Consider the following 25,083-nt stretch of genomic DNA (forward strand, 5'->3'; position numbering starts at 1 on the left):
ACGCCGACGGCGAACACGGCGCCCGGCGTGTCACGAGAAAAACCGGTATCTGCCTCGATACCGTAGGCGGATCGCTGAGGGAGACCGGGCAAGTCGGCACGATCTACCCCTGTGGTCTGGTGGAATCTAGTGCTGTGAGTGCTCAGACCTGGCGGTTGGTGCGACGAGGCAGCGGGGGGCCCGATGCGCCTCCTGTGCTCGATGAGCACCAGCGTGCCGTGGTCGAGCACGAGGGCGGCCCGCTGCTCGTCCTCGCGGGCCCCGGCACCGGCAAGACCACCACGATCGTCGAGAGCGTGGTCGACAGGATCGAGCGGCGCGGCCTCGACCCCGAGCGCGTGCTCATCCTCACCTTCAGCCGCAAGGCCGCAGAAGAGCTGCGCAGACGCGTCACCAGCCGCCTGCGCCGCACCACCCGCACACCGCTCGCGCTGACCTTCCACTCCTACGCCTACGCGCTGCTGCGCCGCGAGTCCCTGCTGGCGGGCAAGGAGCCGCCGCGCCTGCTCACCGGCCCCGAGCAGCTCCTGGAGATCCGGCGGCTGCTCCACGGCGAGCTGGAGCAGGGCGCGCCCGGCTGGCCCGCCTCGCTGCGCGAGGCGCTCAAGACCCGGGGCTTCGCCGAGGAGCTGCGCGACTTTTTGTCCCGCGCGTACGAGCGGGGCCTCGACCCCGAGCACATCGTGGCGCTCGGCCGGCTGCACGGGCGGGCCGACTGGGTGGCGGCGGGCCGCTTCGCCGAGCGCTACCAAGACCGCTTCGACCTCGCCCCGGAGGAGACCTACGACTATGCCGAGCTGATCGGCGCCGCCTGCGCGCTGCTCGACCGGCCGGAGGTGCGCGAGCGCGAGCGCGCCGCCCACGACGCGGTCTTCGTTGACGAATACCAGGACACCGACCCGGCCCAGGAGCGGCTGCTCGCCCACCTGGCGGGCGACGGCCGCGACCTCGTGGTGGTCGGCGACCCCGACCAGTCGATCTACGGGTTCAGGGGCGCCGACGTCCAGGGCATCATGCGGTTCCCCGAGCGCTTCAGGACGCGCGACGGCCGCGAGGCGCCGGTGGTGGCGCTGCGGGTGTGCCGCAGGAGCGGCGCCGACCTGCTGGAGGCGTCCCGGCGGGTGGCCGCCAAGCTGCCCGTCGCCCCGGCCCCGGAGCACGACCAGCGCCACGGCCACCGCGACCTCGCGCCGCTGCCCGACGCCGACCCGGGCGAGGTGCGGGTCCTGCTGGCCGACAGCACCAGCCAGGAGGCCGCGATCGTGGCCGACGCGCTGCGCCGCGCCCACCTCATCGACGGCGTGCCCTGGCACCGCATGGCCGTGCTGGTCCGCTCGGCCCGCCGTCAGGTGCCGCTGCTGCGGCGGGCGCTGACCAACGCCGGCGTGCCCACCATGATCGCCGGTGACGAGGTGCCGATCGCGCAGGAGCCGGGCGTGCGGCCGCTGCTCACGATGCTGCGGGTGGCGCTCGATCCGTCCCAGCTCGACGAGTCGGTGGCCGAGGAGCTGCTGACGGGCCCCCTCGGCGGCACCGACATGCTCGGCGTCCGCCGCCTGCGCCGCGCACTCAAGATCGCCGAGAACGAGGCCGTGGCCGCGCTCGCGGACCTGCCGGGCCAGGCGGCGCAGGCCACAGGAGAGGAGACCGGTGCGGACGAGGACGAGCCGCAGGGGCCGCCCAAGGCGCGCTCGTCCGGCGAGCTGCTGGTCGCCGCCATCAAAGACGTCCGCGAGCTGACCCGCCTCGAGCCCCACGTCGCCCTGCCGGCGGAGCGCGTCGGCAAGCTGCTGAGCGAGGCCCGCAAGGCAGCCGCCCAGGGCGGCACGGCCGAAGACCTGCTGTGGACGATCTGGCAGGGCAGCGGCCTGGCCGAGCGCTGGAGCGAGCTGAGCCTGCAGGGCGGCCCGAGGGGCGCGCAGGCCGACCGCGACCTCGACGCGGTGGTGGCGCTGTTCGACCACGCCGCGCGGTTCGTCGACCGCATGCCGATGGCGGGCCCCGAGGTGTTCATCGACGACCTCGCGGCCCAGGAGATCCCCGGCGACACGCTGGCCGACCGCGCGCCCGACGGCGACGCCGTACGCGTGCTGACCGCCCACCGCGCCAAGGGCCTCGAATGGGACGTCGTGGTGGTGGCGGGCGTCCAGGAGGGCGTCTGGCCCGACCTGCGGCTGCGCGGCTCCATGCTGGGCGTGGAAGACCTGGTGGAGGTGGCGGGAGGCGCCGAGCCCAACGCCGCCTCGCTGACCTCGAAGCTGCTCGCGGAGGAGCGCAGGCTGTTCTACGTCGCGGTCACCAGGGCCAGGCGCCGCCTGGTGGTGACGGCGGTGGGCGGCGAGGACACCGACGAGCGTCCTTCGCGGTTCCTGACCGAGCTGATGCCCGGCGGGGTCGAGCCGGCCACGGTCGACGACCGTTCGCGCTGGCTCAACATGCAGGCACTGGTGGCCGACCTGCGCAGCGCGGTCACCGACCCGACCAAGCCGCGCACGATGCGCCGCAAGGCGGCACAGCAGCTCGCCCGGCTGGCCGCGGCAGGCGTGCAGGGCGCCCATCCCAACGACTGGTACGCGCTCACCCCCATCTCCGACGACCGCCCGCTGAGCTGGCCCGGCGGCGTCGTCAGCATCTCGCCGTCGGCGGTGGAGAGCTTCACCAAGTGCGGCCTGCGCTGGCTGCTGGAGACGGCGGTCGGCGCGGCGGGCACCAGCACGGCCCAGGGCCTGGGCAACGTCATCCACGCGCTCGCGGTGCTCGCCGCCACCGACCTGCCGAGCGAGGACCTGCTCGGCGAGCGGCTCGACCAGATCTGGAACGAGCTCGACTTTGGCGGCGTCTGGTACAACCGCAAGCAGCGCCAGGTCGCCGAGCAGATGATCGGCCGCTTCCTGCGCTGGCATAAGGAGAATCCCCGCGAGCTGGTGGCCCTTGAGGAGGCGTTCACGGCGATGGTGTCGGAGGGCGTCCAGATCAAGGGCCGGGTCGACCGCGTCGAGCGCGACTCCGAGGGCCGCGCGGTGATCATCGACCTCAAGACGGGCGGCTCCAAGCCCAAGGCCGGCGACATCGACCGCCATCCGCAGCTCGGCGTCTACCAGCTCGCGGCGCTGCTCGGCGCGTTCGCCAGGCACGGCATGACCGAGCCAGGCGGCGCGGCGCTGGTGCAGCTCGGCAAGGCGGCGGGCAAGCACGACGCGGTCGAGCAGAAGCAGCGCCCGCTGGGCGAGGACGACGACCCCGGCTGGGCCAAAGACCTGGTCGACACGGTGGCGATCGGCATGTCGGGCCCGTTCTTCCAGGCCAAGGTCAACGACGGCTGCCGCACGTGCGCGGCCAAGGCGAGCTGCCCGGTCAACGACAGCGGGGGCAGGTGTGCTGACCCCGGCCGAACTCGCCGGCAAGCTCGGCATCCTGCCACCCACGCCCGAGCAGGCCGCGGTGATCGAGGCGCCGCTTGAGCCGATGGTGGTGATGGCCGGCGCGGGCTCGGGCAAGAGCGAGACGATGGCCGGGCGGGTGGTCTGGCTGGTCGCCAACGGCCTCGTCAAGCCGGAGAACGTGCTGGGGCTGACGTTCACCCGCAAGGCCGCCGCCGAGCTGGCCACCCGGGTCAGGGAGCGGCTGGCCGGGCTGGCCGAGGCCGGTCTCGTCGAGCCGGGCGCGCTCGACAGCGAGCCGACCGTCTCCACCTACCACGCCTACGCCGCCCGCCTGGTCACCGACCACGCGCTGCGCGAGGGGCTTGAGCCGACGATGCGCCTGGTCACCCCGGCCGTGTCGTGGCAGCTCGCCTCCCGGGTGGTGGCCATGCACGACGGGCCGATGGACAAGATCGAGCTGGGCCCGCCCTCGGTCACCGCCGCCCTGCTGGAGCTGGCCGGTGAGCTGTCGGAGCACCTGCGCACGCCCGCCGACGTGCGGCGGGTGGGGGAGTGGCTGCAGGAGCGCCTGGCGGCGCTGCCGGGCAGGACGACGCAGGCCCAGCGCAGGCCCGTCGCCGTCCAGGCGGCGCGCGAGCAGCTGCTGCCGCTGGTGGAGGCGTACGAACGGCTCAAGCGCTCCCGCGAGGTGATCGACTACGGCGACCAGATGTCGCTGGCGGCCAGGATCGCCTCCCGGCACAAGGAGGTCGGCGAGATCGAGCGGTCCCGCTACCACGTGGTGCTGCTCGACGAATACCAGGACACCAGCCACGCCCAGCTCGTGCTGCTGCGCTCGCTCTACGGCGGCGGCCACCCGGTCACCGCCGTCGGCGACCCGTGCCAGTCGATCTACGGCTGGCGCGGCGCGTCGTCGGGCAACCTGCGCCGCTTCCCCAGCGACTTCCGCACCGCCACCGGCGACCCCGCGCCGGTGCGGCAGCTCAGCGTGAGCTTCCGCAACGGCGACCGGGTGCTCGACGTCGCCGCCCGCGTGCAGCTTCCGCTGCGCATGGAGGCCCGCGAGGTGCCGGTGCTGGTGCCGGGCCCCAACCGGGTGGAGCGCGGCCGGGTCACCTGCGCCTTCCACGAGACCGCCGAGGACGAGGCGAAGTGGATCGCCGACGGCATCGCGGGGCTGCTCGGGCAGGAGACGGCGCCCGACGGCCTGCCGTGGGGTGAGAAGGAGCGCAAGAAGACGCTCGCCATCCAGCCGCAGGACATCGCGATCCTGGCCCGTAAGCGCTCGCAGTTCCCCGTGCTGCGCAGGGCGCTGGAGGAGCGTGACATCCCGGTCGAGGTGGTGGGCCTGGGCGGCCTGCTGACCGTGCCCGAGGTGAGCGACATCGTCGCGACCCTGCGCGTTCTGTACGACCCCACCGCCGGTGACGCGCTGGCCCGGCTGCTGGCGGGCCCCCGCTGGCGGATCGGCCCCGCCGACCTGCGGGTGCTGGGGGAGCACGCGCGTACGCTGGCCCGCGAGCTGAGCGAGAGCGGCCGCGCCGACGACCCGCTCGACCAGGTGGTGGCCGACCTCGCCGAAGAGCGGGGCAGCCTGGTGGACGCGCTGGACGAGCTGCCCGAGCGGGAGGAGTGGCTTGAGCCGTTCTCGCCGCTGGCCCGCACCCGCCTGGTCGCGCTCGCGCACGAGCTGCGCCAGCTCCGCGCCCACACCGCGCAGCCGCTGCCCGACCTGATCACCGAGGTGGAGCGCAGGCTGGGGCTGGACATCGAGGTGGCGGCCCGCAGCGGCACGGCGAGCGCGTTCGCGGCGCGGGCCGACCTCGACGCCTTCATCGACGCGGCGTCGAGGTTCGCCGGTGACGCCGAGGACCCGACGCTGGGGGCGTTCCTCGCCTACCTCCAGGCGGCCGAGACCGAGGAGTTCGGGCTGGAGGCGGGCCGGGTCGGCGAGAGCAACAGCGTCAAGCTGATGACCGTCCACGCCTCCAAGGGCCTGGAGTGGCCGGTCGTGGTGGTGCCGGGCCTGTCGCAGCTCGTCAGCTCGAAGGGGACGATCGCGACCGGCAGCATCTTCCCCGCCACGCCGGTCATGAACAGCCGCTGGACGGAGAACCCGCGCAAGCTGCCGTACCCGCTGCGCGGCGACGCCGCCGACCTGCCGCGGCTCCGCGGGCTCAGCAAGGAGGAGCTGGCCGCGTTCGACGAGCAGTGCCGCGAGCGCGACCTGATGGAGGAGCGCAGGCTCGCCTACGTCGCCGTCACCCGCGCCCACTACCACCTCATCGCCTCCGGCTACCGCTGGGGCACCGCCACCAAGCCGCTGGAGCCTTCGGAGTTCCTGCTGGAGATCCGCGACACCGCCGACCGCGTCGCGGTCTGGGCCGAAGAGCCCGCAGAGGGCGCGACCAACCCGCTGCTCGCCGAGCCCGCCGAGGCCACCTGGCCGGTGACGCCCGAAGGGCTGCGCTATGAGTCGGTGCTCGACGGCGCCCGCCTGGTGGAGGACGCGCTGGCGGGCACGCTCGCCGACGAGGAGGGCGGCGAGGCGCTCAAGACGTACGAGGAGGAGCGGCTGCGCGCCTGGGAGCGCGACACCGACCTGCTGCTGCGCGAGCGCGAGCTGCACCGCCGCCGCCCGGCCACCACGGTCGAGCTGCCGCAGAAGCTCACCGTGTCGTCGCTGGTGACGCTGGCCGCCGACCCGCGCGAGCTGGCCCGCAGGATCCGCCGCCCGGTGCCGCTCAAGCCCGCGCCGCTGGCCAGGCGCGGCACCTCGTTCCACAAATGGCTGGAGACCCGGTGGGACCAGCAGCGGCTCATCGACGACTTCGAGCTCTTCGACGAGGAGCCGGAGGAGGCCGACGTGCGCCTCGCGGAGCTGCAGGAGCGCTTCGAGCAGAGCGAGTGGGCCGACCGGCGGCCGATCGACCTGGAGATCCCGTTCGAGATGATGATCGCCGACCGGCTGGTGCGCGGCCGGATGGACGCCGTCTTCGAGCGGCCCGACGGCGGCTACGAGGTCGTCGACTGGAAGACCGGCGCGCCGCCCCGGGGCAAGAAGGCGCAGCGGGCGGCGGCTGTGCAGCTCGCGGCGTACCGGCTGGCCTGGTCGCACCTCGCGGAGGTGCCGCTGGAAGAGGTGGGCGCGGCCTTCCACTACGTACGCGACAACCGCACCGTACGCCCGATCGACCTGCTCGACGCCGACGGCCTGGTCGCCCTGATCGAGAAGGTCAGGCTCGAAGATGATGAAACGCCGGCTTCGGGTGCATGAGGTGTGTCCTTCACCCGCATGCGGGTAAAGGACGTTCTTTCGGGGTGCAGAGCCGACCGACACCTCGTGAGCGGCGGGGCACACGCAGCAGCTCGGGATCGGGGTCGGCCTTGACCGCGTAGTACAGCTCCGTGGCCCCTAGAGCCCGCCGTACGGCCGCCGCGCGCTCGTCCAGCGCTTAGACGTAGGCGGGGACCTCGGAAAGCCGCGCAGCGGGCTCCTGGACGCGGCGGGCCGATCATGCGAGGGGGCTCGCGATCGGCACATGATCGGCGGCCCTGGCCCAGCGCACGCCCGGGTTCGCCTTGGCCGGCAGCGGCGCGCCCGCCGGCAGGTCCGACGGCGCGAGCGGCCGGCCCAGCGCCTTCGCCCCGGCGGGCGAGCAGGTCGCGGGCCGGCTCGGCCGGTGAGGATCGTCACCTCGCAGCCGAGCGCCCGCGCCGCAGGCGGGAAACCGTCCGTCACGGAGCCGGTCGGTCAGAGCACGGTCAGGTAGAGCCGCAGCGCGAAGGCACTTCCAGCTCTGGTAAGGCAACCCCACTTGTTGATGTCGGCCCGCCCGAGATCATCGTGAGGTGCCGGTTCTGTAATCACCGGCTAACTGCGAGGTCATAGGATGACAGGGACTTCGGGAGGGGGCGGCCAGTGCAGACCGCGGAAGACAAGCTCATCGGACCACTGCTTCTCGCGCGGGGGACCATCGACAGATCCTCCGCGCTGCGGGCCGACGAGGGGTGGCTGGAACAGGCGTGGTCCGATCCGGCGACCAGGGTGCTGGTGATCGACAACGGCCACACGCTGGTACGGCGCACGGACGACGAGATCCACGCGGTGCTGTACTCATCGGCCGACGCGCCTGGCCCTGCGCTACTTCCTGGGGGTCGAGGACGGGGTCGCCTACTTCGCGGTGGCCGCGCCGCTGCCCGGCCTGCCGGGGGGCGACGTCAACGGCCGCCTCACCACGCCCATGACGCTGCGCGACGCCCCTGACGGCAGGCCGGTGCCCGCCGGGCTGCGCCAGGTCGGCGGGCTGCTCGGCGACCGCGAGGCGGGCCTGCTCGTCCACGCCGTGGCCCTCGAGGCCTGGCACTCCACCCACGAGTTCTGCCCGCGCTGCGGCACGCGCACCGACGTGCAGGCGGGCGGTCACGTCCGGGTGTGCCCGAGCGACGGCAGCCAGCACTTCCCGCGCGTCGACCCGGCCGTCATCATGCTCGTACGCGACGCCGACGACCGCTGCCTGCTGGCCCGCGGCCCCCAGTGGCCCGAGGGGCGGCTGTCGATCCTCGCCGGGTTCGTGGAGCCCGGCGAGTCGCTTGAGGCGGCGGTCATCCGCGAGGTGGCGGAAGAGGTCGGCATCACCGTCGCCAACCCGCGCTACCTCGGCAGCCAGCCCTGGCCGTTCCCGCGCAGCCTGATGCTCGGCTTCTTCGCCGAGGCCACCACCACCGAGCTGCGGCCCGACGCCGACGAGATCGCCGAGGCGCACTGGTTCACGCGGGAAGAGCTGACCCGCGCTCTGGACGCGGGTGAGCTACGGCTGCCGCCGCCGGTGTCGATCGCTCGCCGCCTGATCGAGACGTGGTACGGCGGTGAGCTGATCGGTGACTGGTGAGGCGATCCGGGGCGCGCGTCCATGCCATGGAGAGGTGGCTCGGAGCGCCCGCTGGACCGCCGGTGAGCCGGTAGGCGCGCGTCAGGCCCGCAGGGGTGCGATGACCGGCGCGCGCCGGGCGGTGGTGAGGGTGATCAGACCGGTGGTGCGTATGTCAGGCCGCTTCGAGCAGGGCCTTGACCTCCATGGCCGACGGGTTCGTCCGCACGACGCGCCCCTTCGGGGTCTCGATGACCACGGTCGGCACCACCTGGTTGCCGTTGTTGACGCTCATGACGAATTCGGCGGCCTTCGGGTCGCTTTCGATGTCGATGTCCTCGAACGCGATGCCCTCGCGCGTGAGCTGCGCCTTGAGCCGCTTGCAGGGGCCGCACCACGTGGTGCTGTAGACCGTGAGCGCCATGTTGGGAAATCCCTCCAAGGTCAGGAAATCAGGCGATCCGTGCAACAACCCGGAACGTCTGCTTAATCCCGCATTCCTACCCGATGCGTTCCGCGATCCAAGCCTGCACCCGCTCGGCCACGCCCGGCTCGCGGTAGAGCGGCGAGCTGTGGTTGGTGCCCGGCGCGGTCAGCACCTTCACCGGCACGCCCACCTGGCCGAGCATCCGCTTGAGCAGCTGGCTCTGCACCGGCGGCACGAACTCGTCCTTGGAGTGCACGGTCAGCATCGGCGCGTCCTTGCGGCTGGCGTGCCAGGCCACCTCCATGCTGGCCCAGACCCGCGAGCATTTGCCCTTGGGCGCGCAGCCGCCGGCCAGCTTGATGGCCGCCGTACGCAGCCGGCGCTTGTTCGGATCGGTGGACTTCGCCCCGTCGGAGTACGCGCGCAGCGGCGAGATGATCGGCGACAGCCCCACCACGCCCTTCAGGCCGCTGATGCCGTCGCCGTACGTGCCCACCGAGGCCGCGATGTGCCCGCCGGCGGAGAACCCGACCAGCACGTAGTTCTTCGGGTCGAAGGCCCACCTGTCGGCGTGCTTGCGCGCCATCCTGATGGCCGCCAGCGCGTCGGTGCGCTGCGCGGGCCAGGGCGCGTCGCCCGACAGGCGGTAGTTGAGGTTGAAGACCGTGTAGCCCAGCTCGGCGTAGCCGCGGACGATCTCCTTCATGTACTTCTTGTCGCCGCTCGACCACCAGCCGCCGTGGATGAGGAAGACGCCAGGGCGCTGCTGACCGTCAGGCGTCCACCACACGTCCATGTTCTGGCGGCGGTGCGAGCCGTAGCGTACGGTCTCGACCGATAACCCGCCGAGCCCCTGCGGATCGAGGGGGTTGTGCACCGTGGGCAGCGGGGAGGGATCTCCCGACGACGCGCTCGCGGCGACGGGTGTGAGCACAACGGCAGCGAGCGCGAGGGCGCTCACACAAACCGCAGTTCGCACGGCCTTCCTTTCCCCCATGCACATGGTCGGCCCCATTCTGGGGAAGAGACCAGTTCTTGCATCTCGGTGACTAGGAGCATACGTCGGGGCGCATGTTGCCAGAATAAAGTCTGGCACCGCCAGCGGCTGGGAGGATTCAGGGGTGAACAACGCGGACGACGTACTGATCGGGCTCGACCCCGAGCAGCGTGCGGTCGCCGAGGCCGTGCGCGGTCCCGTGTGCGTGCTGGCCGGCGCGGGGACGGGCAAGACCAGGGCGATCACCCACCGCATCGCGTACGCGGTCCGCAGCGGCGTCGTCGACGCCCAGAGCGTGCTGGCTGTGACATTCACCACTCGCGCGGCCGGAGAGCTGCGCCAGCGCCTGCGCGCGCTGGGCGCGCCCGGCGTGCAGGCCCGCACGTTCCACGCCGCGGCGCTGCGCCAGCTCACCTATTTCTGGCCGCGCGTCATCGGCGGCGAGGCGCCGTCGGTCATCGAGTCGAAGCTGCCCGTGCTCGCCGAGGCGTGCCGCCGGCTGCGCAGGAACACCGAACGCGCCGAGCTGCGCGACATCGCCTCCGAGGTCGAGTGGGCCAAGGTCACCCAGATCGGGCCCGAGGACTACGTCGAGGCCGCGGCGAAGCACCACCGCACGCCGCCGATCAAGCCGGCCGAGCTCGCCGACGTCTACGACGCGTACGAGCAGATCAGGCGCGAGCGCCACCTGGTCGACTTCGAGACCATCCTCGAGCTCACCGCCGCCGTCATGACCGAGCACAAGGAGGTGGCGGCGCAGATCCGCCAGCAGTACCGCTACTTCGTGGTCGACGAGTACCAAGACGTCAACCCGCTGCAGAAGCTGCTGCTCGACACCTGGCTCGGCGGGCGTGACGACCTGTGCGTGGTCGGCGACCCCAACCAGACCATCTACTCCTTCACCGGCGCCAGCCCCCGCTACCTGACGAACTTCGCCGTCGACTACCCCAACGCGACCGTCATCAAGCTCGTCCGCGACTACCGCTCCACGCCGCAGGTCGTCGACCTGGCCAACCTCGTCATCGCCAAGGGCAACTCGCCCCACCGCCTCGAGCTGGTCGCTCAGCGCCCCGACGGCCCCAAGCCGGCCTTCAAGGAGTACGATGACGAGCCCGCCGAGGCCGCCGACGTGGCCCGCGCGATCAGGAGGCTCATCGACAAGGGCGTGCCGTCGCGCGAGATCGCGGTGCTGTTCCGGGTCAACTCGCAGTCGGAGGCGTACGAGGAGGCGCTGGCCAAAGCCGACATCCCTTACGTGCTGCGCGGCGCGGAGCGCTTCTTCGAGCGTCCCGAGGTCCGCCAGGCCGTGGTGCTGCTGCGCGGCGCCGCCCGCTCCTACTCCGGCGAGCCGCTGGCCTCCGAGGTCCACCACATCCTGGGCGGCATCGGCCTGACCCCCACGCCGCCCGGCGGCGGCAAGGCCAGGGAGAAGTGGGAGTCGCTCAAGGCGCTCGCCGACCTCGCCGAGGACATGGCGGCCGAGGGTGCCGACCTGCCCGCGTTCGTCGCCGAGCTCGAACGCCGCGCCTCCGAGCAGCACGCCCCGCCCGTCGAGGGCGTCACCCTCGCCTCGCTCCACGCCGCCAAGGGCCTGGAGTGGGACGCCGTCTTCCTCGTCGGCGTCACCGACGGCATGCTGCCGATCATCTACGCCGAGACGCCCGAGCAGATCGAGGAAGAGCGCCGCCTGCTCTACGTCGGCCTCACCCGCGCCAGGGAGCACCTGACGATCTCGTGGGCGCTGGCCAGGGCCCCGGGCGGCCGCAAGAGCCGTCGGCCGTCCCGCTTCCTCGACGGCCTCACCGGCCGCGCCCCCTCCGCGCCCCGCGTCGCGCCCTCCGCTCGCGAACGCCGCCAGGTGGCCGCGCCCGTCAACTGCCGGGTCTGCGCCAAGACGCTCACTGCCGCCGCCGAGCAGAAGCTCGGCCGCTGCGCCACCTGCCCCGCCGACTACGACGAGGCCCTGCTCGAACGCCTCAAGTCCTGGCGCACGGCCACCGCCAAGGAGTCGAAGGTGCCGCCGTACGTCATCTTCACCGACGTCACGCTCCAGGCCATCGCGGAGCGCGCGCCGGCGACCGAGCAGGAGCTGCGGGCGATCGCGGGCGTTGGCAAGGTCAAAATCGACCGGTACGGCGAAGCCGTCCTGGCTTTGTGCCGCGCCTCTTGACCGCGGCTTCCTGACCACGGCCCACCCGGCCCTCCTCCACCGAGCCACAGCTCATCGACCGGGGCCATCGGTTGTGGTCCACCGGCCGCAGTCCATTGGTTGTGGTCCACCGGCCGCAGCTCATCGGCCGCAGGCCGCCGGCTGGAGTCCACAGCTCGGAGACCACAGCTCGGAGACCACAGAGCGGGGACCACAGCCCGGGGACCTCCGGGCGCAGGCCGCCCACCACGGTCCGTCGGCCGGGCCCATCGGCCGCAGGCCGCCGATCGCTGACCGCTGGCCGCAGCCTGCCGACCGTGAGCCGACGCGCCATTCGTCCCCCCACCGCCACACGCCACCCCCATCGCCACACGCCACCCCCATCGCCACACGCCACCCCCATCGCCACACGCCACCCGCTCTCATCCACCGTGAGCTCTTCACCCCCTTCCGCCCGACTGGCCGAGGGCGTATCCCGCAGACGCTCCTCCCTTCACGAAAGGTCAGTTACGGATAGGCGAGGACCGCGACAGACAGACGTAACAGGGGGCACACCCGCAACCCCCGCCGGACGGGAGCAACGAAACCCCTGAGACGGCCACAACGGCGACCCGCCGAACGCGCGCAACGGAAAGCCGCCGAACACACACAACGGAAACCCGCAAGACACCGCAACAAAGAGCCGCCGGACGCCCGCACCCGCAACCCCGGACGGACGGACGCAAGGGCGGACCCGGAGGGGCGTAACAGGGGCGAAACGGAACTACGGCATCATTCCGGCGAACCGACCGGCCCGCTTTCGCTCCGGTCTGACCGGCACGTCACACTTGTCGCAGGACCGGAAAACCCAGGGGGGACGACACGTGAACGAAGCGCTGAAAGAGCTACTGGACCTGCTCGACCTTGAGCAGATCGAGCTCGACATCTTCCGCGGCAGGAGCCCGGAAGAGCGCATCCAGCGGGTCTTCGGGGGTCAGGTGGCGGCCCAGGCTCTGGTGGCGGCCGGCCGTACCGTTCCCAAAGACCGCAACGTCCACTCCCTGCACGCCTACTTCATCCGGCCGGGCGACCCCTCCATCCCGATCGTCTACAACGTCGAGCGGGTACGCGACGGCCGTTCGTTCACCACGCGCCGGGTCGTGGCCGTCCAGCACGGCAAGGCGATCTTCACGATGTCGGCGTCGTTCCACATCGACGAGGAGGGCGTCTCCCACCAGGCGTCCGTGATGCCCGAGGTGCCCGACCCCGAGACGCTGCCGACGTACCAGGACCGCATGTTCGAGCTCGTCGGCGATCACCCCGAGCTGCGCGAGTGGGCCGCACGCCCCCGGCCCGTCGACGCCCGCTACGCCTCGCCGCTCACCTGGGAGGCGCACCTCAACCCCGAGCTGCGCAGCGCCCAGACCAACGTGTGGTTCCGCTACGACGCCGACCTGCCCGACGACCCGCTCCTGCACGTGGTGCTGGCCGCGTACGCCTCCGACTTCACCCTCGTCGACACGATCCTGCTCGCGCACGGCATGGCCTGGGGCGCATCCGACATCATGGGCGCCTCGCTCGACCACGCCATGTGGTTCCACCGCCCGTTCAGGGCCGACGACTGGCTGCTCTATGCTCAGGAGTCCCCGTGGTCAGCGGGGGCCCGGGGGCTGGCGAGAGGCGAGATGTTCACCGCGTCCGGCGAACTCGTGGTCTCGGTCGTGCAGGAGGCCATGATCCGCCGAACAAAGTGATGAAATCGCAGGTAGAAAATATGTTGCCCGTTCCTGGCAACCGGGTTTAGGGTCTTGGTCAAGCGAGTCGGACAGCCTTGTTCCGACGATCCCATGAGTGGAGGTGAACCCCAGTGATCAGCATCGAGATGTCTGCCACGCCGTGGTTCGCCTCTGCGTGCCGTAACTCGGTGGTGTCGCTGGCCGATGCCGCCAAGCTGCGGCAGGAGAAGTCTGCCCGTCGTCAGGCCGCCGCCGCCTTCTTTGCGCGAGCTCACTCTGGTGTGGCCGCTGAAGGCGCTCCTGTCTACGCGGGACGTATCGAACTGCCGGCCTACCAGCTCACCAAGGGTGGACTGTGCGGTCCGCAACCCTGGCGGGATGCTCCGGTCATAACCTGACCGGCTTACAGCAGCCCCCAGGCCGCGGATCCACAGACTTGGATCCGCGGCCTTCTTGTTTGTCCGTGATCTCCGACCACCTACGAGGTGTCCGACCAAGATCAAACAGATCGAACAAAAGGAGAAGCAGATGGGGGCGAAGACGATCATGGACATGATCGACGAAGCCAAGATCCCCTGTCGTACCGACCCCGACCTGTGGTTCGCCGAGTCGCCTGAGGACGTCGAGTTCGCCAAGGCACTCTGCGGCGGCTGCCCGATCCAGAAGGCCTGCCTGGAGCGCGCGCTCGAGCGCGAGGAGCCCTGGGGCGTCTGGGGCGGGGAGCTCATCCTCAGGGGAACGATCGTTCCCCGTAAGCGTCCGCGCGGGCGTCCCCGCAAGCACCCGGTCGCTGCCTGACACACCGCACCTGCTGAAAGCAAGGAGTACGTCACCATGAGGAACCAGTCGACGAGGAGTCTCGCAGTGCCGCATCTCATCCATGACCTGGTGAGTGACCGAATACAAACCCTCCACAAGGAGGCGGCGGAGCAGCGCCTCGTCCTCCGCGTTCAGCGCCTGCGGCGCGCGCGGCGCGACGTGAAGCGCGCGAACGAGCGCCTCCACAGGGTGCTGAGCCGCGAGTTCTGACCTGGGAGATCCTGCCGCCGGCGCAGGATCTCCCTGTCGGATCCGTGAAGAGGAGAGGAGCCGGGCGCGGGCAAGCGCCCGGCTCCTCTCGCTCACTGAGCACCCAATCTCCCCTTGAACGCCGGCCCGCCCTTCAATCCCACTGCCTGTACCCGCGTGACCAAGAGCGGCAGCCCGATCCCACTTGAACGGTGCGTCGGGGATTAGGGGTGGGTCGGCCTTCAACCCGAACCCGCACTCGCCCCCGGGTCTTACTTGCGGACGCTGACCGGCACCCAGCTCCGGCCTTTTGCGCCGATGTCGTTCCGTGAGCGAGCTCGACCCTGCGTGCCAGCGTGAACTCGCCTCCGGTCCTCGTCTCGTTCGCCGACACCGAGTCGTAACCGACCCTGCTCTCGCTTGCTGGGGCTGGTCTTGGCCTTGGCTCCGTTCTCGCTTGCCGGGGCTGGTCTTGGCCTTGGCTCCGTTCTCCCTTGCTGGGGCTGGTCTTGGCCTCGGCCCCGATCTCGCCCGCCGGCGCTGATCCTCGCCCCGACCCTGGGCCCTGTGGTCGAATGCTGGCCGCCACGCCGACCCCAGGTTCGTTTTCCGGGCACTGATCCACACACCGACTCCGGCGCTCCAGCGTCAGAACCCCGTTGCCCGTCTTGCTTCGGTGCTATTCGTAGCCCACATCAGCGTTTCAGGCCTGGCCCGCAACCACACGTCGCTTCCAACCGCAGCGGCCTGGCGCTCGCTATCCATCGCTTGCGCCGCACCTGGCTGCAGCATCCCGACACCTGCCAAGTCTCCACCGTTGCTCTCTGTCCGATGGCTCGGGTTCAAGGGGCAGCGCAACGCACCAAGGGGAGCTGGACGGGAAAGCCCTGGTATGAGGGGTCCACGACGGCGGTGATCTCACCGAGGTTGGATCTCACGCATCCAAGCACGGCAGCGGGATCAACGGCCGCATTCGTGGCGGGCGCGACTACGAGCAACCCCGTGCCGGTCAGGACGGCGGCAGCGAGCAGGCGCACGATTCCCTTCACAGAACCTCCAGCTATGGTAACGCACAGCAATCATATACGTGCTCACAGTAATGAGTTGCCGAATGCCGGCTGCTCAACGCTCACGCGCACGTGTCGAGTTGGCGGCCCATCGTCCGGCTTCTGTTACGGCCCACCGTTTGGGGCTGGCGGGAGCTCGCCAAACGGGCCGGCATCCGGGTGGAGAGGTGGGGTGGGCCGGTCGGGGTGAGCCGGCGCGCTGCCGGGTGCCAAGGAGATCTGACAGGCGGCTGGCCACAGAGGCAGTGGCGGCTGGGAAGGCAGCCGGTCGAGGGCGCTTTCGGACAGGTTGGCGCCGATCGGCGGTGCGTTTCGGGGTGGGTCGGTATGGGTCGATGGCGCGTTTGCGCGGGGTGGGCATCGGCCGACGGTCCGTTTCCAGGGGCGGTACCGGTTGAGGGTGCTTACGGGCAGGCTGACGCCGATCAAGGGCGCGTTCCCGCAGGGTGGGCATCGGCTGGCGGCGCGTTCCTGCAAGGTGGGCATCAGTTGATGACGCGTTGCGCGGGATCGGCATCGACCGACGGCCTGTTTTCCGCAGAGCCGGTACTGTCCGACGGCCCGCTTTCCGCGGAGTCGGTACCGGCCGGCGGTCCGCTTCCGGGGGTGGTACCGGTTGAGGGTGCTTTTGGGCAGGCTGACGCCGATCGGCGGCGCGTTCCCGCAAAGTGGGCATCAGCCGATGGCGCGTTGCGCGGGATCGGCATCGACCGACGGCCTGTTTTCCGCAGAGCCGGTACTGTCCGACGGCCTGTTTTCCGCAGAGCCGGTACTGTTCGACGGCCTGTTTTCCGCGGAGTCGGTACCGGTCGGCGGCCTGTTTTCCGCGGAGTCGGTACCGGTCGGCGGCCTATTCCCATGGGCGGTACCGGTGGAGGGCGCGTTCGTCCAGGTGAGCGGCACTAACCGGCGGCCGCTTCCGAGCGGGTGGGCGGTTGCGTGTGGCTTCGAAGCTAGCCGATGGCCAAAGCCTCATCATCTGGGTTGGGGTCGGCGTCGTCGGCGAAGCCCGGGACCCAGCGGATCACCTCGTCGCGGAAGCGGGCCGTGGTGCCCAGCTGGCAGAGGACGCCGACGCCGGCCGCATGAACGCGGTGGATGAGCACGTACGAGGGCGGCAGGTTGAGCTGGCGTACCACGTTGTTAGGCCGCAGGTCGGTCACGCTGGCCGCCTGCGCCTGCAGCCACTCGCGGCTGAACGTGAACTCCTCGACCGCCGTCGGCTCCACGTACGGTGCGAGGAAGGCGCGCAGCGCGTCGGGATCGACTTCGACGCCCTCGCGGATGAAGCCCTCCTGGCGCAGCCCGGCCATCACGGTCTCCATGTCACCCTGGATGAAGATCCGGGTGAGCTGGCCGAACGCCTTGGGGTAGCCGTCGGGCAGCCGGTTGACCGCGCCGAAGTCGAGCGCGCCGAGCCGGCCGTCGTCGAGCATGCGGAAGTTGCCCGGGTGGGGGTCGGCGTGCAGCATCCCGACGCGCGCGGGTGAGCAGAACAGGAAGCGGACGAACAGCAGCCCCGCCCGATTGCGCTCCTCCTGGGTGCCCTCGGCGATGATGCGCGACAACGGCGTGCCGTCCATCCACTCGGTGACCAGCACCATCTCGTTGGCGGCGACGACGTCGGGCACGTAGAAGTCGGGGTCGCCGTTGAACTCCAGCGCAAACGCGTGCTGCGCCTCGGCCTCGCGCAGGTAGTCGAGCTCTTCGGCGATCCGCTCGCGCAGCTCGTTGAGCACGGACTTCATGTCGAGCCCCGGCAGTAGCGCGCCGAACAGTTTGCCCAGGCGCGCGAGCTGCGCGAAGTCGCCGAGCAGCGCCTTGCCCGCCCCCGGATACTGGATCTTGACGGCGACCACCCGGCCGTCGTGCCAGACGGCCTTATGGACCTGCCCGATCGAGGCGGCGGCGGTCGGCTGGTCGTCGAACGACTGGAAGTGCTGACGCCAATCGTCACCCAACTGCTCGGCCAGCACCTTGTGCACGGTCGCCACTGGGAGCGGCGGCGCGGCCTCCTGGAGCTTGGTCAGCGTGGCGCGATAGGGCCCGGCGATCTCCTGCGGCAGCGCGGCCTCGAAAATCGATAGGGCCTGGCCCAGTTTCATGGCCCCGCCCTTGAGCTCGCCGAGCACCTTGAAGATCTGCTCCGCAGTACGCTGCTGCACCTCCTGGGCCACGATTTCCGCTGATTTGCCGCCGATGCGCTTGCCCAGGCCGAGGGCGGCGCGGCCGGCGAAACCGAGCGGAAGGGTGGCCAATTTGGCCGAGCGCGTGACGGCACGGCGCGGGAGATCGTTCACACTGATGCGCGGAACCTCGGCGAGATACCGCTTCCCCCCTTCGTGATCATCCTTTGAGCACGTCAGTCACGGTTGGGTGCCATGACCATTCTTAGCGAATACCGTTTGTTTCGCATACAGCGACATTGCGGATGTATCACCCACGATCTTCTTATCCACTGCCAATCAGGCGTTACCTCGAATGTGCCGTTGGTCACAGTGGGTGTCCTTCCGTCGAGGAACGCCAGCGCGTGCCCCACCGCCCCCGCTGCGACGACACCCGCCATCGCCACGTCGCAGGCGATCTCACCGGGCGGATAGCCGCCCAGCTGCGCCGTGACCATGCCCCAGCCCGGATCGCGGTCGCGCCGGGCCAGGTCGAGGCAGTGAACGCACGCCGTGAGCCCTGGCAGGACCAGCGGGCCCACCGCGCCGTGCCCCTCGAAGGCGGATACGAGAAGGTGGGGGATGTCGTAGTCGATCAGTTCATTGACCAGCACCCCGTCGAGGGGTGTGACCGGCGCCAAAATGACGAGGTCAGGCCGATCTGTCCTGTCCCCAAGATACGGCCCTCCGGCGAGCACATTGACCGTCGGCCGGCATGCCTCCTCACCCAGCTCCCGCTCGTACGCGCTGACACGAGGTACTCCGACCGGCCCGTAGGCCCTTCGTCCGTCTCTTGCACCTCTTGCGCCTCTCTCCGGCTTCCTCGCTTCGCCTCCCTTCTCCGCTCTCCCTCTGTTCGGGCTCTGCCCCCTCGCCGTGACCGAGTTCTGTGCGGTCCCTGTGTTCGGGACATGTGCCATTCGCGTGTCCGGGACCTGTGCCGTTCGCGTGTCCGGGACCTGTGCCGTTCGCGTGTCCGGGGTCTGTGCCGGTCGTGTGTCTGAGGTCTGTGCCGTCCCTTTGTCTGGGGTCTGCGCCGTCTCTGCGCTTGGTCCCTGCGTCTTCCGTCCAGCTCGTTCCTGTGGCTCATGTCCGGGCGGTCCCTGTGTCTTCCGTCCGGTCGGTCCCTGCGCCGTGCTTTCGGCCGGCTCTTGTGCGGTTCCCCGGCCTGGCTTCTGTGCCGTTCCCCTGGCGGGCCGCGCCGCAGGCCCTCCGGCCTGCCGTGCGTCAGAGCGGCTGCCCATGGCCTGGGCTGCCTTGTCGGCGATGGACGGGGTGATGCCGCCCCACTTCACCACTGAGTCCTGCGGGAAGCGTGCCGACACGGTCGGTACGGCGGGGGAGGGGGCGGGCCGGACCGCGTCGTGGGCCTGGAACTGGGACGGCGGAGGCGGGTCGCCTGCGGTGAGGCGGCGGGCCACGGCGACGGCGCCCGCCTCGCGGGGAAGGCCGACCTCCGCCCAGGTCAGCCCGCCTGGCGTGAGGTCGCAGGGACGGGCGGGATCAGGGTCGAGGACGCGGATGGTGCCCACCCCGGCGGCCGCGAGCAGGGCGACGATCTGCGCGCCGACCCGGCCGGCACCGTACACCCGCACCCGCGCCCTGCGGCGGCGCTCGAACGTCGTGAGCATCCCGTCGGGCGCGCTGGAGGCGAGGTCGAGGGCGTCGAGGTCGGGCCTGAGCCGGTCGCGCTGGGCCAACGGCAGCTCACCGAGGCACCCAGGAGCGGCCGAGGCGTCGTGGAGCACGCCCTGGCCGGTGAGGTGGTCGATCAGGCACCGGGCGCGCGGCTCATCGAGCCCCGCACGTACGGCATCCTGCAGCACGGCCTGAAGGTCTCGCGTGCCGTCGAGACTCGCGATCCACTTGCGCACGCGCTCGCTCAGGCCGCTCAACATGACCGCTCTGAGCGGATGCGTGCCGAACTGGACGGTGGTCTCGTCGCGCGAGAGGTGCCGCAGAGCGGGCTTCACACGTGGCCTCATGCCGGGAAAGTTTCCACGTCAGACCAAGATCAGGAGGGACTTCGCCACGGACTGTGGATAACTGACTACACGCGGAGCGGCCTGTGGATAATCCGCCAACCGGTCGTGCCGTCCCGGACCCATGGCCTCCCTGCGGCACCCCTGCCAACGACTCCCGTGCACCTGCGCCCACGACTCCCCGTGCGCCCGTGCTAAGGACGCCAGCAACTTCCCGTGCGCCCGTGCTAGCGACGCCAGCGACTCCCCGTGCGCCCGTGCTAGCGACGCCAACGACTCCCCATGCACCTGTGGTGACGACTCCCGCGCGCATCCGCGCGTACCCGAATCTCGCGCGCACCCCTACCTACGGAACCCCCTGCCTACGGGACCCCTGCAAGTTACGCTCCCCGCATGAACGAGCTCTTGGTTGATCGCAAAGACGACGGAGTCGTGCTCATCACCCTCAACCGCCCCGACATGCGCAACGCCATGACCGACACCATGACGGCCGAGTGGCGCGCGGTCATGGCCGAGCTGCGCGACGACAGGCAGGCGCGCTGCGTCATCGTCACCGGCGCCGGTACGGCGTTCTCCTCGGGCGGCGACCTGTCGTGGATCAGTGAGCGCGGTACGGAGGCCGTCCCGCAGCTCCGCGACCGCATGCTCGCCTTTTACCGCACCTGGCTGGCGATCACCGAGCTCGAGATCCCCACGATCGCGGCGGTCAACGGCCCGGCGGTGGGGCCGGCCTGTGCGTGGCGCTGGCCTGCGACCTCGTGTACGCCGCCGACGACGCCAAGCTACTGGTCCCGTTCACGTCACTGGGCCTGCACCCGGGGATGGCGGCGACGTACCTGCTGCCTCAGCGCGCGGGCGCGCGGCTGGCGCGGGAGATGCTGCTGACCGGTCGCAGCGTGTCTGGGCGGGAAGCGGCCGGCAAAGGTCTGGTAAATCAATTTTTCCCGAAAAATCATCTAATGTCGGAAGTGGAAGCCATCGCCCGGAAGATCGCCCAGAACGCCCCCATTGCCACACGGCTCACCAAAGTAGCCCTCAACCAAGACCATCAAGACCTGGAAGCCGCGCTGATGTGGGAATCTCTGGCCCAGCCCGTGACCATGGCCTCCGCCGACATGATCGAGGGGCTGACCGCCCATCGGGAAAGGCGCGTGCCCAAATTCACCGGGTCTTAATCATCTGACCAGCAGAAACATGCTCCACCCTCTGTGGAATTTCGTCAGTCTCGGCTAACGTGCATATGTGCCCCCCGAGACAGTCGAGGTTCGTCGCAGTTCTCGTCGCCGGCGTACGGTTTCCGCCTACCGTGACGGCGACAAGACGATCGTGCTCCTGCCCGCCTGGCTGAGCGGTGAAGACGCGGATGAATGGGTGAGCCGCATGCTGGATCGGCTGGCCGCGAAGGAACGCCGTCGCAGACCGACCGACGAGGCTCTGCTGGAGAGGGCCAAAGAGCTGTCGGCCAAATATCTGGACGGCGAGCCCGACCCGGTGAGCGTGCGCTGGGTGGACAACCAGCGGCACCGCTGGGGCTCGTGCACCCCGGAGACGGGTGCGATCAGGATCTCCACCAGGCTCAAGGGCCTGCCCGAATGGGTCATCAACTACGTGATCATCCACGAGCTGGTGCACCTGCTGGTGCCCAGCCACGGGCCGAAGTTCTGGGCGCTGGTAGAACAGTATCCGAAGGCGGAGCGGGCCCGCGGGTTCCTTGAAGGGTTCTCCGCCGCGGCCCACACCGCACCGGAGGAGTGTTGACGCGGATCGTCGCGGTCCTGGTTCATCCGCACATGGCGCAGGCGGCGCCGCCCGGCGTCGATCCCGAAAGGTTCCTCGAAGCGGTGGCCGAGGACACGTACGAGATGGCCGCCGCGCTCGACCTCGTCACCCCCGTGCTCGCCACCAGCGTCCCCGGCCTTGAGGACATCGTCTGGCCGGGCACCGAGGTCATCACGATCGCCGAGAACGAGCCGCTCAAGACCACGCTCGCCCGCCTCGACGCCGACCAGGCGGCGGTGATCTGCGCCGACGCGCCCGACCTGCCGCCCCTGCTGGTGGGCAAGCTGTTCAGGGAGCTGGGCCGCGCCGAGATCACGGTCTGCCCGGCGGAGAACGGCGGAGCCGTCGCCCTGGCCTGCGGCCTGCCCGCGCCGGCGTGGGCCGAGCCCGACCTCGACGCGTACGACATCGTGAAAGAGCTGCGCGCGCAGGCGCCGGGACCCCGCAGGGTGGCCACCACGCCAGGCTGGCACCGCCTGCGCACCCCCGGCGACCTCGCCCGCCTCGACCCCGGCCTGGAAGGCTGGGAGAGCACGAGGGCGCTGATCGGGGCTCAGTGAGCCGGGAGAGCGCCGAACATCGCTCGAAGCGCAGCAGGCCGGGCTGGCCGGTGCAGGGGCACGGATCGGGCACGGGCGCCGATCAGGGCACGATGAGCCGGGCCAGCACGGCGCGGTGGTCGGTGAACGGCACGTCGCGCACACTGACCTCATGCACCCCCACCCGCCGGTCCACCAGCACGTGATCGATGGTGATGAGCGGCGGCACCTTCTTGTTCGCCGGCCAGGTGGGGATCAGCCCGGCCCCGACCTCGTCGGCGGCGTCCTTGTAGCCGCGTGCGAGCACCCTGCGCATGGAGGAGTGGTCGAGCGAGGCGTTGAAGTCGCCGGCGATGATCCGGATCCGGTCGGGGGAGGCGGGCGGAAAGGACTCCAGCGCCCGCTCCCAGTCGGCGACCTGCGGCCCGAGCGGCGGGAACGGATGGGCGTCGATGAACTCGATCGGCTCGCCCCCGGGCAGCGCGATCGTCGCCGCCGGCATGTGGTGCCCGGCAGGAGGGCTCCAGCCCGCGAGCGGCTCCATGCGGTGCCTGGAGAACAGCCCGCTGCCGCTCGCGTTCCACTCGGCCTCGAGCACCCGGTACGGCATCAGCTCCTTCAGCCCCGCCGCGTCGAGGTCTTCGACCGCTCCAGGGGTCAGCTCCTGGGTGCTCAGCACGTCGGGCCGGAACTCGCGTACGAGCCGCAGGATCGTCTCCGCGTCTGCCTTGCCGAACAGCATGTTGACCGTCATGACCCGCATCGGCCTGCCCTTGGCCGCCGCGTCGGCCGTGCCGAGCGCCCTGGGCAGCACGCTGAAGCCGAGCGCCGTCGTCGCGAGCAGCGCGACGACGGTGGCGGCACGCCTGCGTCCGAGCGCGGCGATCATGAGGGGCAGCAGCGAGCCCGCCGCCGCGTACGGGGTCGCGGTCATGAGCTGCGTCGGCAGCGACCCGCGTTCGAGGCCGGCCACCCTGGCCACCGCCCACGCGGCGAACGGCGTCACGGCCATCCAGGTCAGCGCCGTCCGTGGCAGCCTGCGGCGTTTGCGAACCGGAGTCACGATCGTGCCACCGACGGCCGAACCCTCCACACGAGCCCCCCTTTGGAACGACGCAAAAGGACTCTAGCCAAGTGTGCGTGAGCCCGAGTTAAGCGCCTCGCGTCCGCGTGCGGCCAGCCGTCTTGTGGCCTCGTCGGACGGCTCGGGGATGTCATCGACGGGGAACCACCGCAGGTCGAGCGACTCGTCGCTGATGACGGCCGTGGCATCGGGAGGCGCCACCGCCGCGTATTCCACGTCGAGATGCCAGCTGTGCGGCGGATGGCACCACACCAGGTGCTTGTCCACGGCGAGCGGTCCGGGCAGCAGGTGAAGCCCGGTGATGCCGGACTCCTCCCACGCCTCCCGCAGCGCCACCTCGGCCAGCGAGGCGTCGGACGTCTCACAGTGGCCGCCCATCGGCAGCCACATCTTGGCCTTCGGGTGCAGCGTGAGCAGCACCTGGGATCCGTCGTGCGACAGCACCGCCGTCGTCGCCGTCAGATGCCCGGGCACGCACTGGCGCAGCATCGCGTCGTCGTGGGTCCGCAGGTGGTCGAGGAACTCCAGGCGCAGCGCCTCTTCCTCGGGCGTCGGCGCGGTCCAGGAGGACAGCACCGTCACCGCGTCGGCGTGCAGGCTCAACTCGCGCCTTCCCCGCCCTTGTCGCCGCCCTCGCCGTCACTCGCGCCGCCGTCCTCGGGCTTGGCCTCCAGCTGGGAGATGTCCCAGGTGGTCTCACCGCGTACGAACGCGTCGGGGTTGTCGAGATCGTCGGCCGTCGGCATCAGGTCGGGGTGGTTCCACACCGCGTCACGCCCGTCGAGACCGCGCGCCTCCTCCAGCGCCTTCCACAGCGCCGCGGCCTCGCGCAGCCGGCGCGGCCGCAGCTCCAGCCCCACCAGCGTGCCGAACGTCAGTTCGGCCGGCCCGCCGGTGGCCCGGCGCCTGCGCAGGGTCTCGGCCAGCGCCACCGCCGAGGGCAGCTTGCCCTGCGCGGCGTTGTCGACCACGGTGGCCACCCACCCCTCGACCAGCGCGAGCATCGTCTCAAGGCGGGACAGCGCGGCCTTCTGCCGTTCGGTCTCCTCGGGCTTGAGCAGGTTGCCCGCGCTCAGCGCCTCCTGGATGGCCTGCGGGTTGTTGATGTCGAGCCCGCGGATCTGCTCTTCGAGCTTGGAGGTGTCGACCGTGATGCCCCTGGCGTACTCCTCGACCGCGCCGAGCAGGTGGGACCGCAGCCACGGCACGTGCTGGAACAGCCGGTGGTGCGCGGCCTCGCGCAACGCCAGATAGAGGCGGATCTCGTCGGCGGGGATCTCCAGGCCCTCACTGAAGGACGCGATGCCGCCGGGCAGCAGCGCGGCCGTGTCGGACAGGGGAAGCCCGATGTCGGTGGTGCCGATGACCTCGCGCGCCAGCGAACCGATCGCCTGCCCGATCTGCTGGCCGACCATCATGCCGCCCATCTGCTTGAGCATCCCCAGCAGCGGCCCCGCCATCTGCTGGGCCTCGGGAGGCAGGCCCGAGCCGCCGATGGCGCCGCCCATGGTCTCGACCATGCGCTCGGCGATCGGCTCGCACAGCTTGCGCCAGATCGGGATCGTGTTCTCGATCCACTCGGACCGGCTCCAGGCCTGCGGCGTCGACACGCCGCTCGGCAGCGTCGTCGCCTCGTTGAGCCACAGGTCGGCCAGGCTGAGCGCCTCGACGATCTGGCGGCGCTCGCCTTCCATGACACTCGGGTCGCCACCGGCCACCACGGAGTGCCTGGCGATGTTCTTGGCCATGTCCCAGTTGACAGGGCCTGAACCCTGCGGCGCCGACAGCATGTCGGCGAACTGGCGCATCGCCTGAGCCATCTGCTCAGGGTTGCCGAACATGGCGAACGGGTTCTCGTTGGGGTCGTTTTCGCGACCTGGCAGGTCAGTCACCGCTCTACCTCGTGCAGGATGGAGG

At 70.7% G+C, this 25,083-nt stretch carries 16 protein-coding genes and 2 pseudogenes; 11 read left to right on the forward strand and 7 right to left on the reverse strand.

Going from position 1 to position 25,083, the window contains the following annotated elements; genetic code table 11:
• Positions 1-194 precede the first annotated feature (194 nt).
• From WBK31_RS41075 to nudC, 3 genes and pseudogenes are all read left to right on the forward strand, one after another.
• The gene (locus WBK31_RS41075) at positions 195-3,461 is read left to right on the forward strand and encodes an ATP-dependent helicase (protein ID WP_406674136.1); all 3,267 of its coding nucleotides are present in this window, start codon (positions 195-197) and stop codon (positions 3,459-3,461) included.
• Positions 3,376-6,660, forward strand: a complete 3,285-nt coding sequence (locus tag WBK31_RS41080; RefSeq protein WP_406674137.1) for an ATP-dependent helicase — start codon at positions 3,376-3,378, stop codon at positions 6,658-6,660. Before WBK31_RS41075 ends, WBK31_RS41080 begins: the two co-directional genes overlap by 86 nt.
• A gap of 645 nt (positions 6,661-7,305) precedes the next feature.
• Positions 7,306-8,275: pseudogene (gene nudC / locus WBK31_RS41085) on the forward strand (NAD(+) diphosphatase).
• A gap of 154 nt (positions 8,276-8,429) precedes the next feature.
• Here nudC and WBK31_RS41090 read toward each other — a convergent pair.
• Entirely contained in the window at positions 8,430-8,678 is a 249-nt protein-coding gene (locus WBK31_RS41090) for a mycoredoxin (protein ID WP_364069087.1), read from the reverse strand.
• Between the two features lie 76 nt (positions 8,679-8,754).
• On the reverse strand, positions 8,755-9,615 hold the full coding sequence (locus WBK31_RS41095) for an alpha/beta hydrolase (protein ID WP_364069089.1): 861 nt from the start codon (positions 9,613-9,615) through the stop codon (positions 8,755-8,757).
• Between the two features lie 187 nt (positions 9,616-9,802).
• On the opposite strand from WBK31_RS41095, the gene WBK31_RS41100 reads away from it, so the two are divergent.
• The 5 genes from WBK31_RS41100 (at position 9,803) to WBK31_RS41120 (ending at position 14,571) form a co-directional block, all read left to right on the forward strand.
• A complete protein-coding gene (locus WBK31_RS41100; RefSeq protein ID WP_364069091.1) occupies positions 9,803-11,848 on the forward strand; it encodes an ATP-dependent DNA helicase UvrD2 in 2,046 nt (681 codons plus the stop codon).
• Positions 11,849-12,690: 842 nt separating this feature from the next.
• Positions 12,691-13,560, forward strand: a complete 870-nt coding sequence (gene tesB / locus WBK31_RS41105) for an acyl-CoA thioesterase II (RefSeq protein WP_364069093.1) — start codon at positions 12,691-12,693, stop codon at positions 13,558-13,560.
• Positions 13,561-13,673: 113 nt separating this feature from the next.
• A complete protein-coding gene (locus WBK31_RS41110; protein ID WP_364069095.1) occupies positions 13,674-13,940 on the forward strand; it encodes a hypothetical protein in 267 nt (88 codons plus the stop codon).
• A gap of 130 nt (positions 13,941-14,070) precedes the next feature.
• Complete coding sequence (locus tag WBK31_RS41115; RefSeq protein ID WP_364069097.1) at positions 14,071-14,340, forward strand: WhiB family transcriptional regulator; 270 nt, start codon at positions 14,071-14,073, stop codon at positions 14,338-14,340.
• A gap of 66 nt (positions 14,341-14,406) precedes the next feature.
• Complete coding sequence (locus WBK31_RS41120) at positions 14,407-14,571, forward strand: hypothetical protein (protein WP_364069099.1); 165 nt, start codon at positions 14,407-14,409, stop codon at positions 14,569-14,571.
• Positions 14,572-16,570: 1,999 nt separating this feature from the next.
• Here the strand turns inward: WBK31_RS41120 and WBK31_RS41125 are convergent.
• Positions 16,571-17,917 (reverse strand): ABC1 kinase family protein, encoded by a 1,347-nt coding sequence (locus WBK31_RS41125; protein WP_378785141.1) that lies wholly within the window; start codon positions 17,915-17,917, stop codon positions 16,571-16,573.
• A gap of 62 nt (positions 17,918-17,979) precedes the next feature.
• Positions 17,980-19,755 (reverse strand): ThiF family adenylyltransferase, encoded by a 1,776-nt coding sequence (locus tag WBK31_RS41130; RefSeq protein WP_406674138.1) that lies wholly within the window; start codon positions 19,753-19,755, stop codon positions 17,980-17,982.
• A gap of 480 nt (positions 19,756-20,235) precedes the next feature.
• Here WBK31_RS41130 and WBK31_RS41135 point away from each other — a divergent pair.
• The 3 genes and pseudogenes from WBK31_RS41135 (at position 20,236) to WBK31_RS41145 (ending at position 22,103) form a co-directional block, all read left to right on the forward strand.
• Positions 20,236-20,939: pseudogene (locus tag WBK31_RS41135) on the forward strand (enoyl-CoA hydratase/isomerase family protein).
• Between the two features lie 67 nt (positions 20,940-21,006).
• A complete protein-coding gene (locus tag WBK31_RS41140) occupies positions 21,007-21,522 on the forward strand; it encodes a M48 family metallopeptidase (RefSeq protein WP_364069107.1) in 516 nt (171 codons plus the stop codon).
• Positions 21,519-22,103, forward strand: a complete 585-nt coding sequence (locus WBK31_RS41145; protein ID WP_364069109.1) for a hypothetical protein — start codon at positions 21,519-21,521, stop codon at positions 22,101-22,103. Before WBK31_RS41140 ends, WBK31_RS41145 begins: the two co-directional genes overlap by 4 nt.
• Before the next feature lie 82 nt (positions 22,104-22,185).
• Here the strand turns inward: WBK31_RS41145 and WBK31_RS41150 are convergent, their stop codons facing one another.
• The 3 genes from WBK31_RS41150 to WBK31_RS41160 all read right to left on the reverse strand — a co-directional run bounded on the left by WBK31_RS41150 (position 22,186) and on the right by WBK31_RS41160 (position 25,007).
• The gene (locus tag WBK31_RS41150) at positions 22,186-23,145 is read right to left on the reverse strand and encodes an endonuclease/exonuclease/phosphatase family protein (protein ID WP_378785138.1); all 960 of its coding nucleotides are present in this window, start codon (positions 23,143-23,145) and stop codon (positions 22,186-22,188) included.
• Between the two features lie 63 nt (positions 23,146-23,208).
• Positions 23,209-23,769, reverse strand: a complete 561-nt coding sequence (locus tag WBK31_RS41155; RefSeq protein ID WP_364069113.1) for an NUDIX hydrolase — start codon at positions 23,767-23,769, stop codon at positions 23,209-23,211.
• Positions 23,766-25,007, reverse strand: coding sequence for a zinc-dependent metalloprotease (locus WBK31_RS41160; RefSeq protein WP_364069132.1), 1,242 nt, complete (start codon positions 25,005-25,007; stop codon positions 23,766-23,768). Before WBK31_RS41160 ends, WBK31_RS41155 begins: the two co-directional genes overlap by 4 nt.
• Positions 25,008-25,083: the final 76 nt, after the last annotated feature.

This window comes from Nonomuraea sp. N2-4H (assembly GCF_045291505.1).
GTDB lineage: Bacteria > Actinomycetota > Actinomycetes > Streptosporangiales > Streptosporangiaceae > Nonomuraea > Nonomuraea fastidiosa.

Coding starts and splice junctions, on each gene's coding strand:
- WBK31_RS41090 (WP_364069087.1), bottom strand. CDS start 8,678: ATGGCGCTCACGGTCTACAGCACCACGTGGTGCGGCCCCTGCAAGCGG.
- WBK31_RS41115 (WP_364069097.1), top strand. CDS start 14,071: ATGGGGGCGAAGACGATCATGGACATGATCGACGAAGCCAAGATCCCC.
- WBK31_RS41160 (WP_364069132.1), bottom strand. CDS start 25,007: ATGTTCGGCAACCCTGAGCAGATGGCTCAGGCGATGCGCCAGTTCGCC.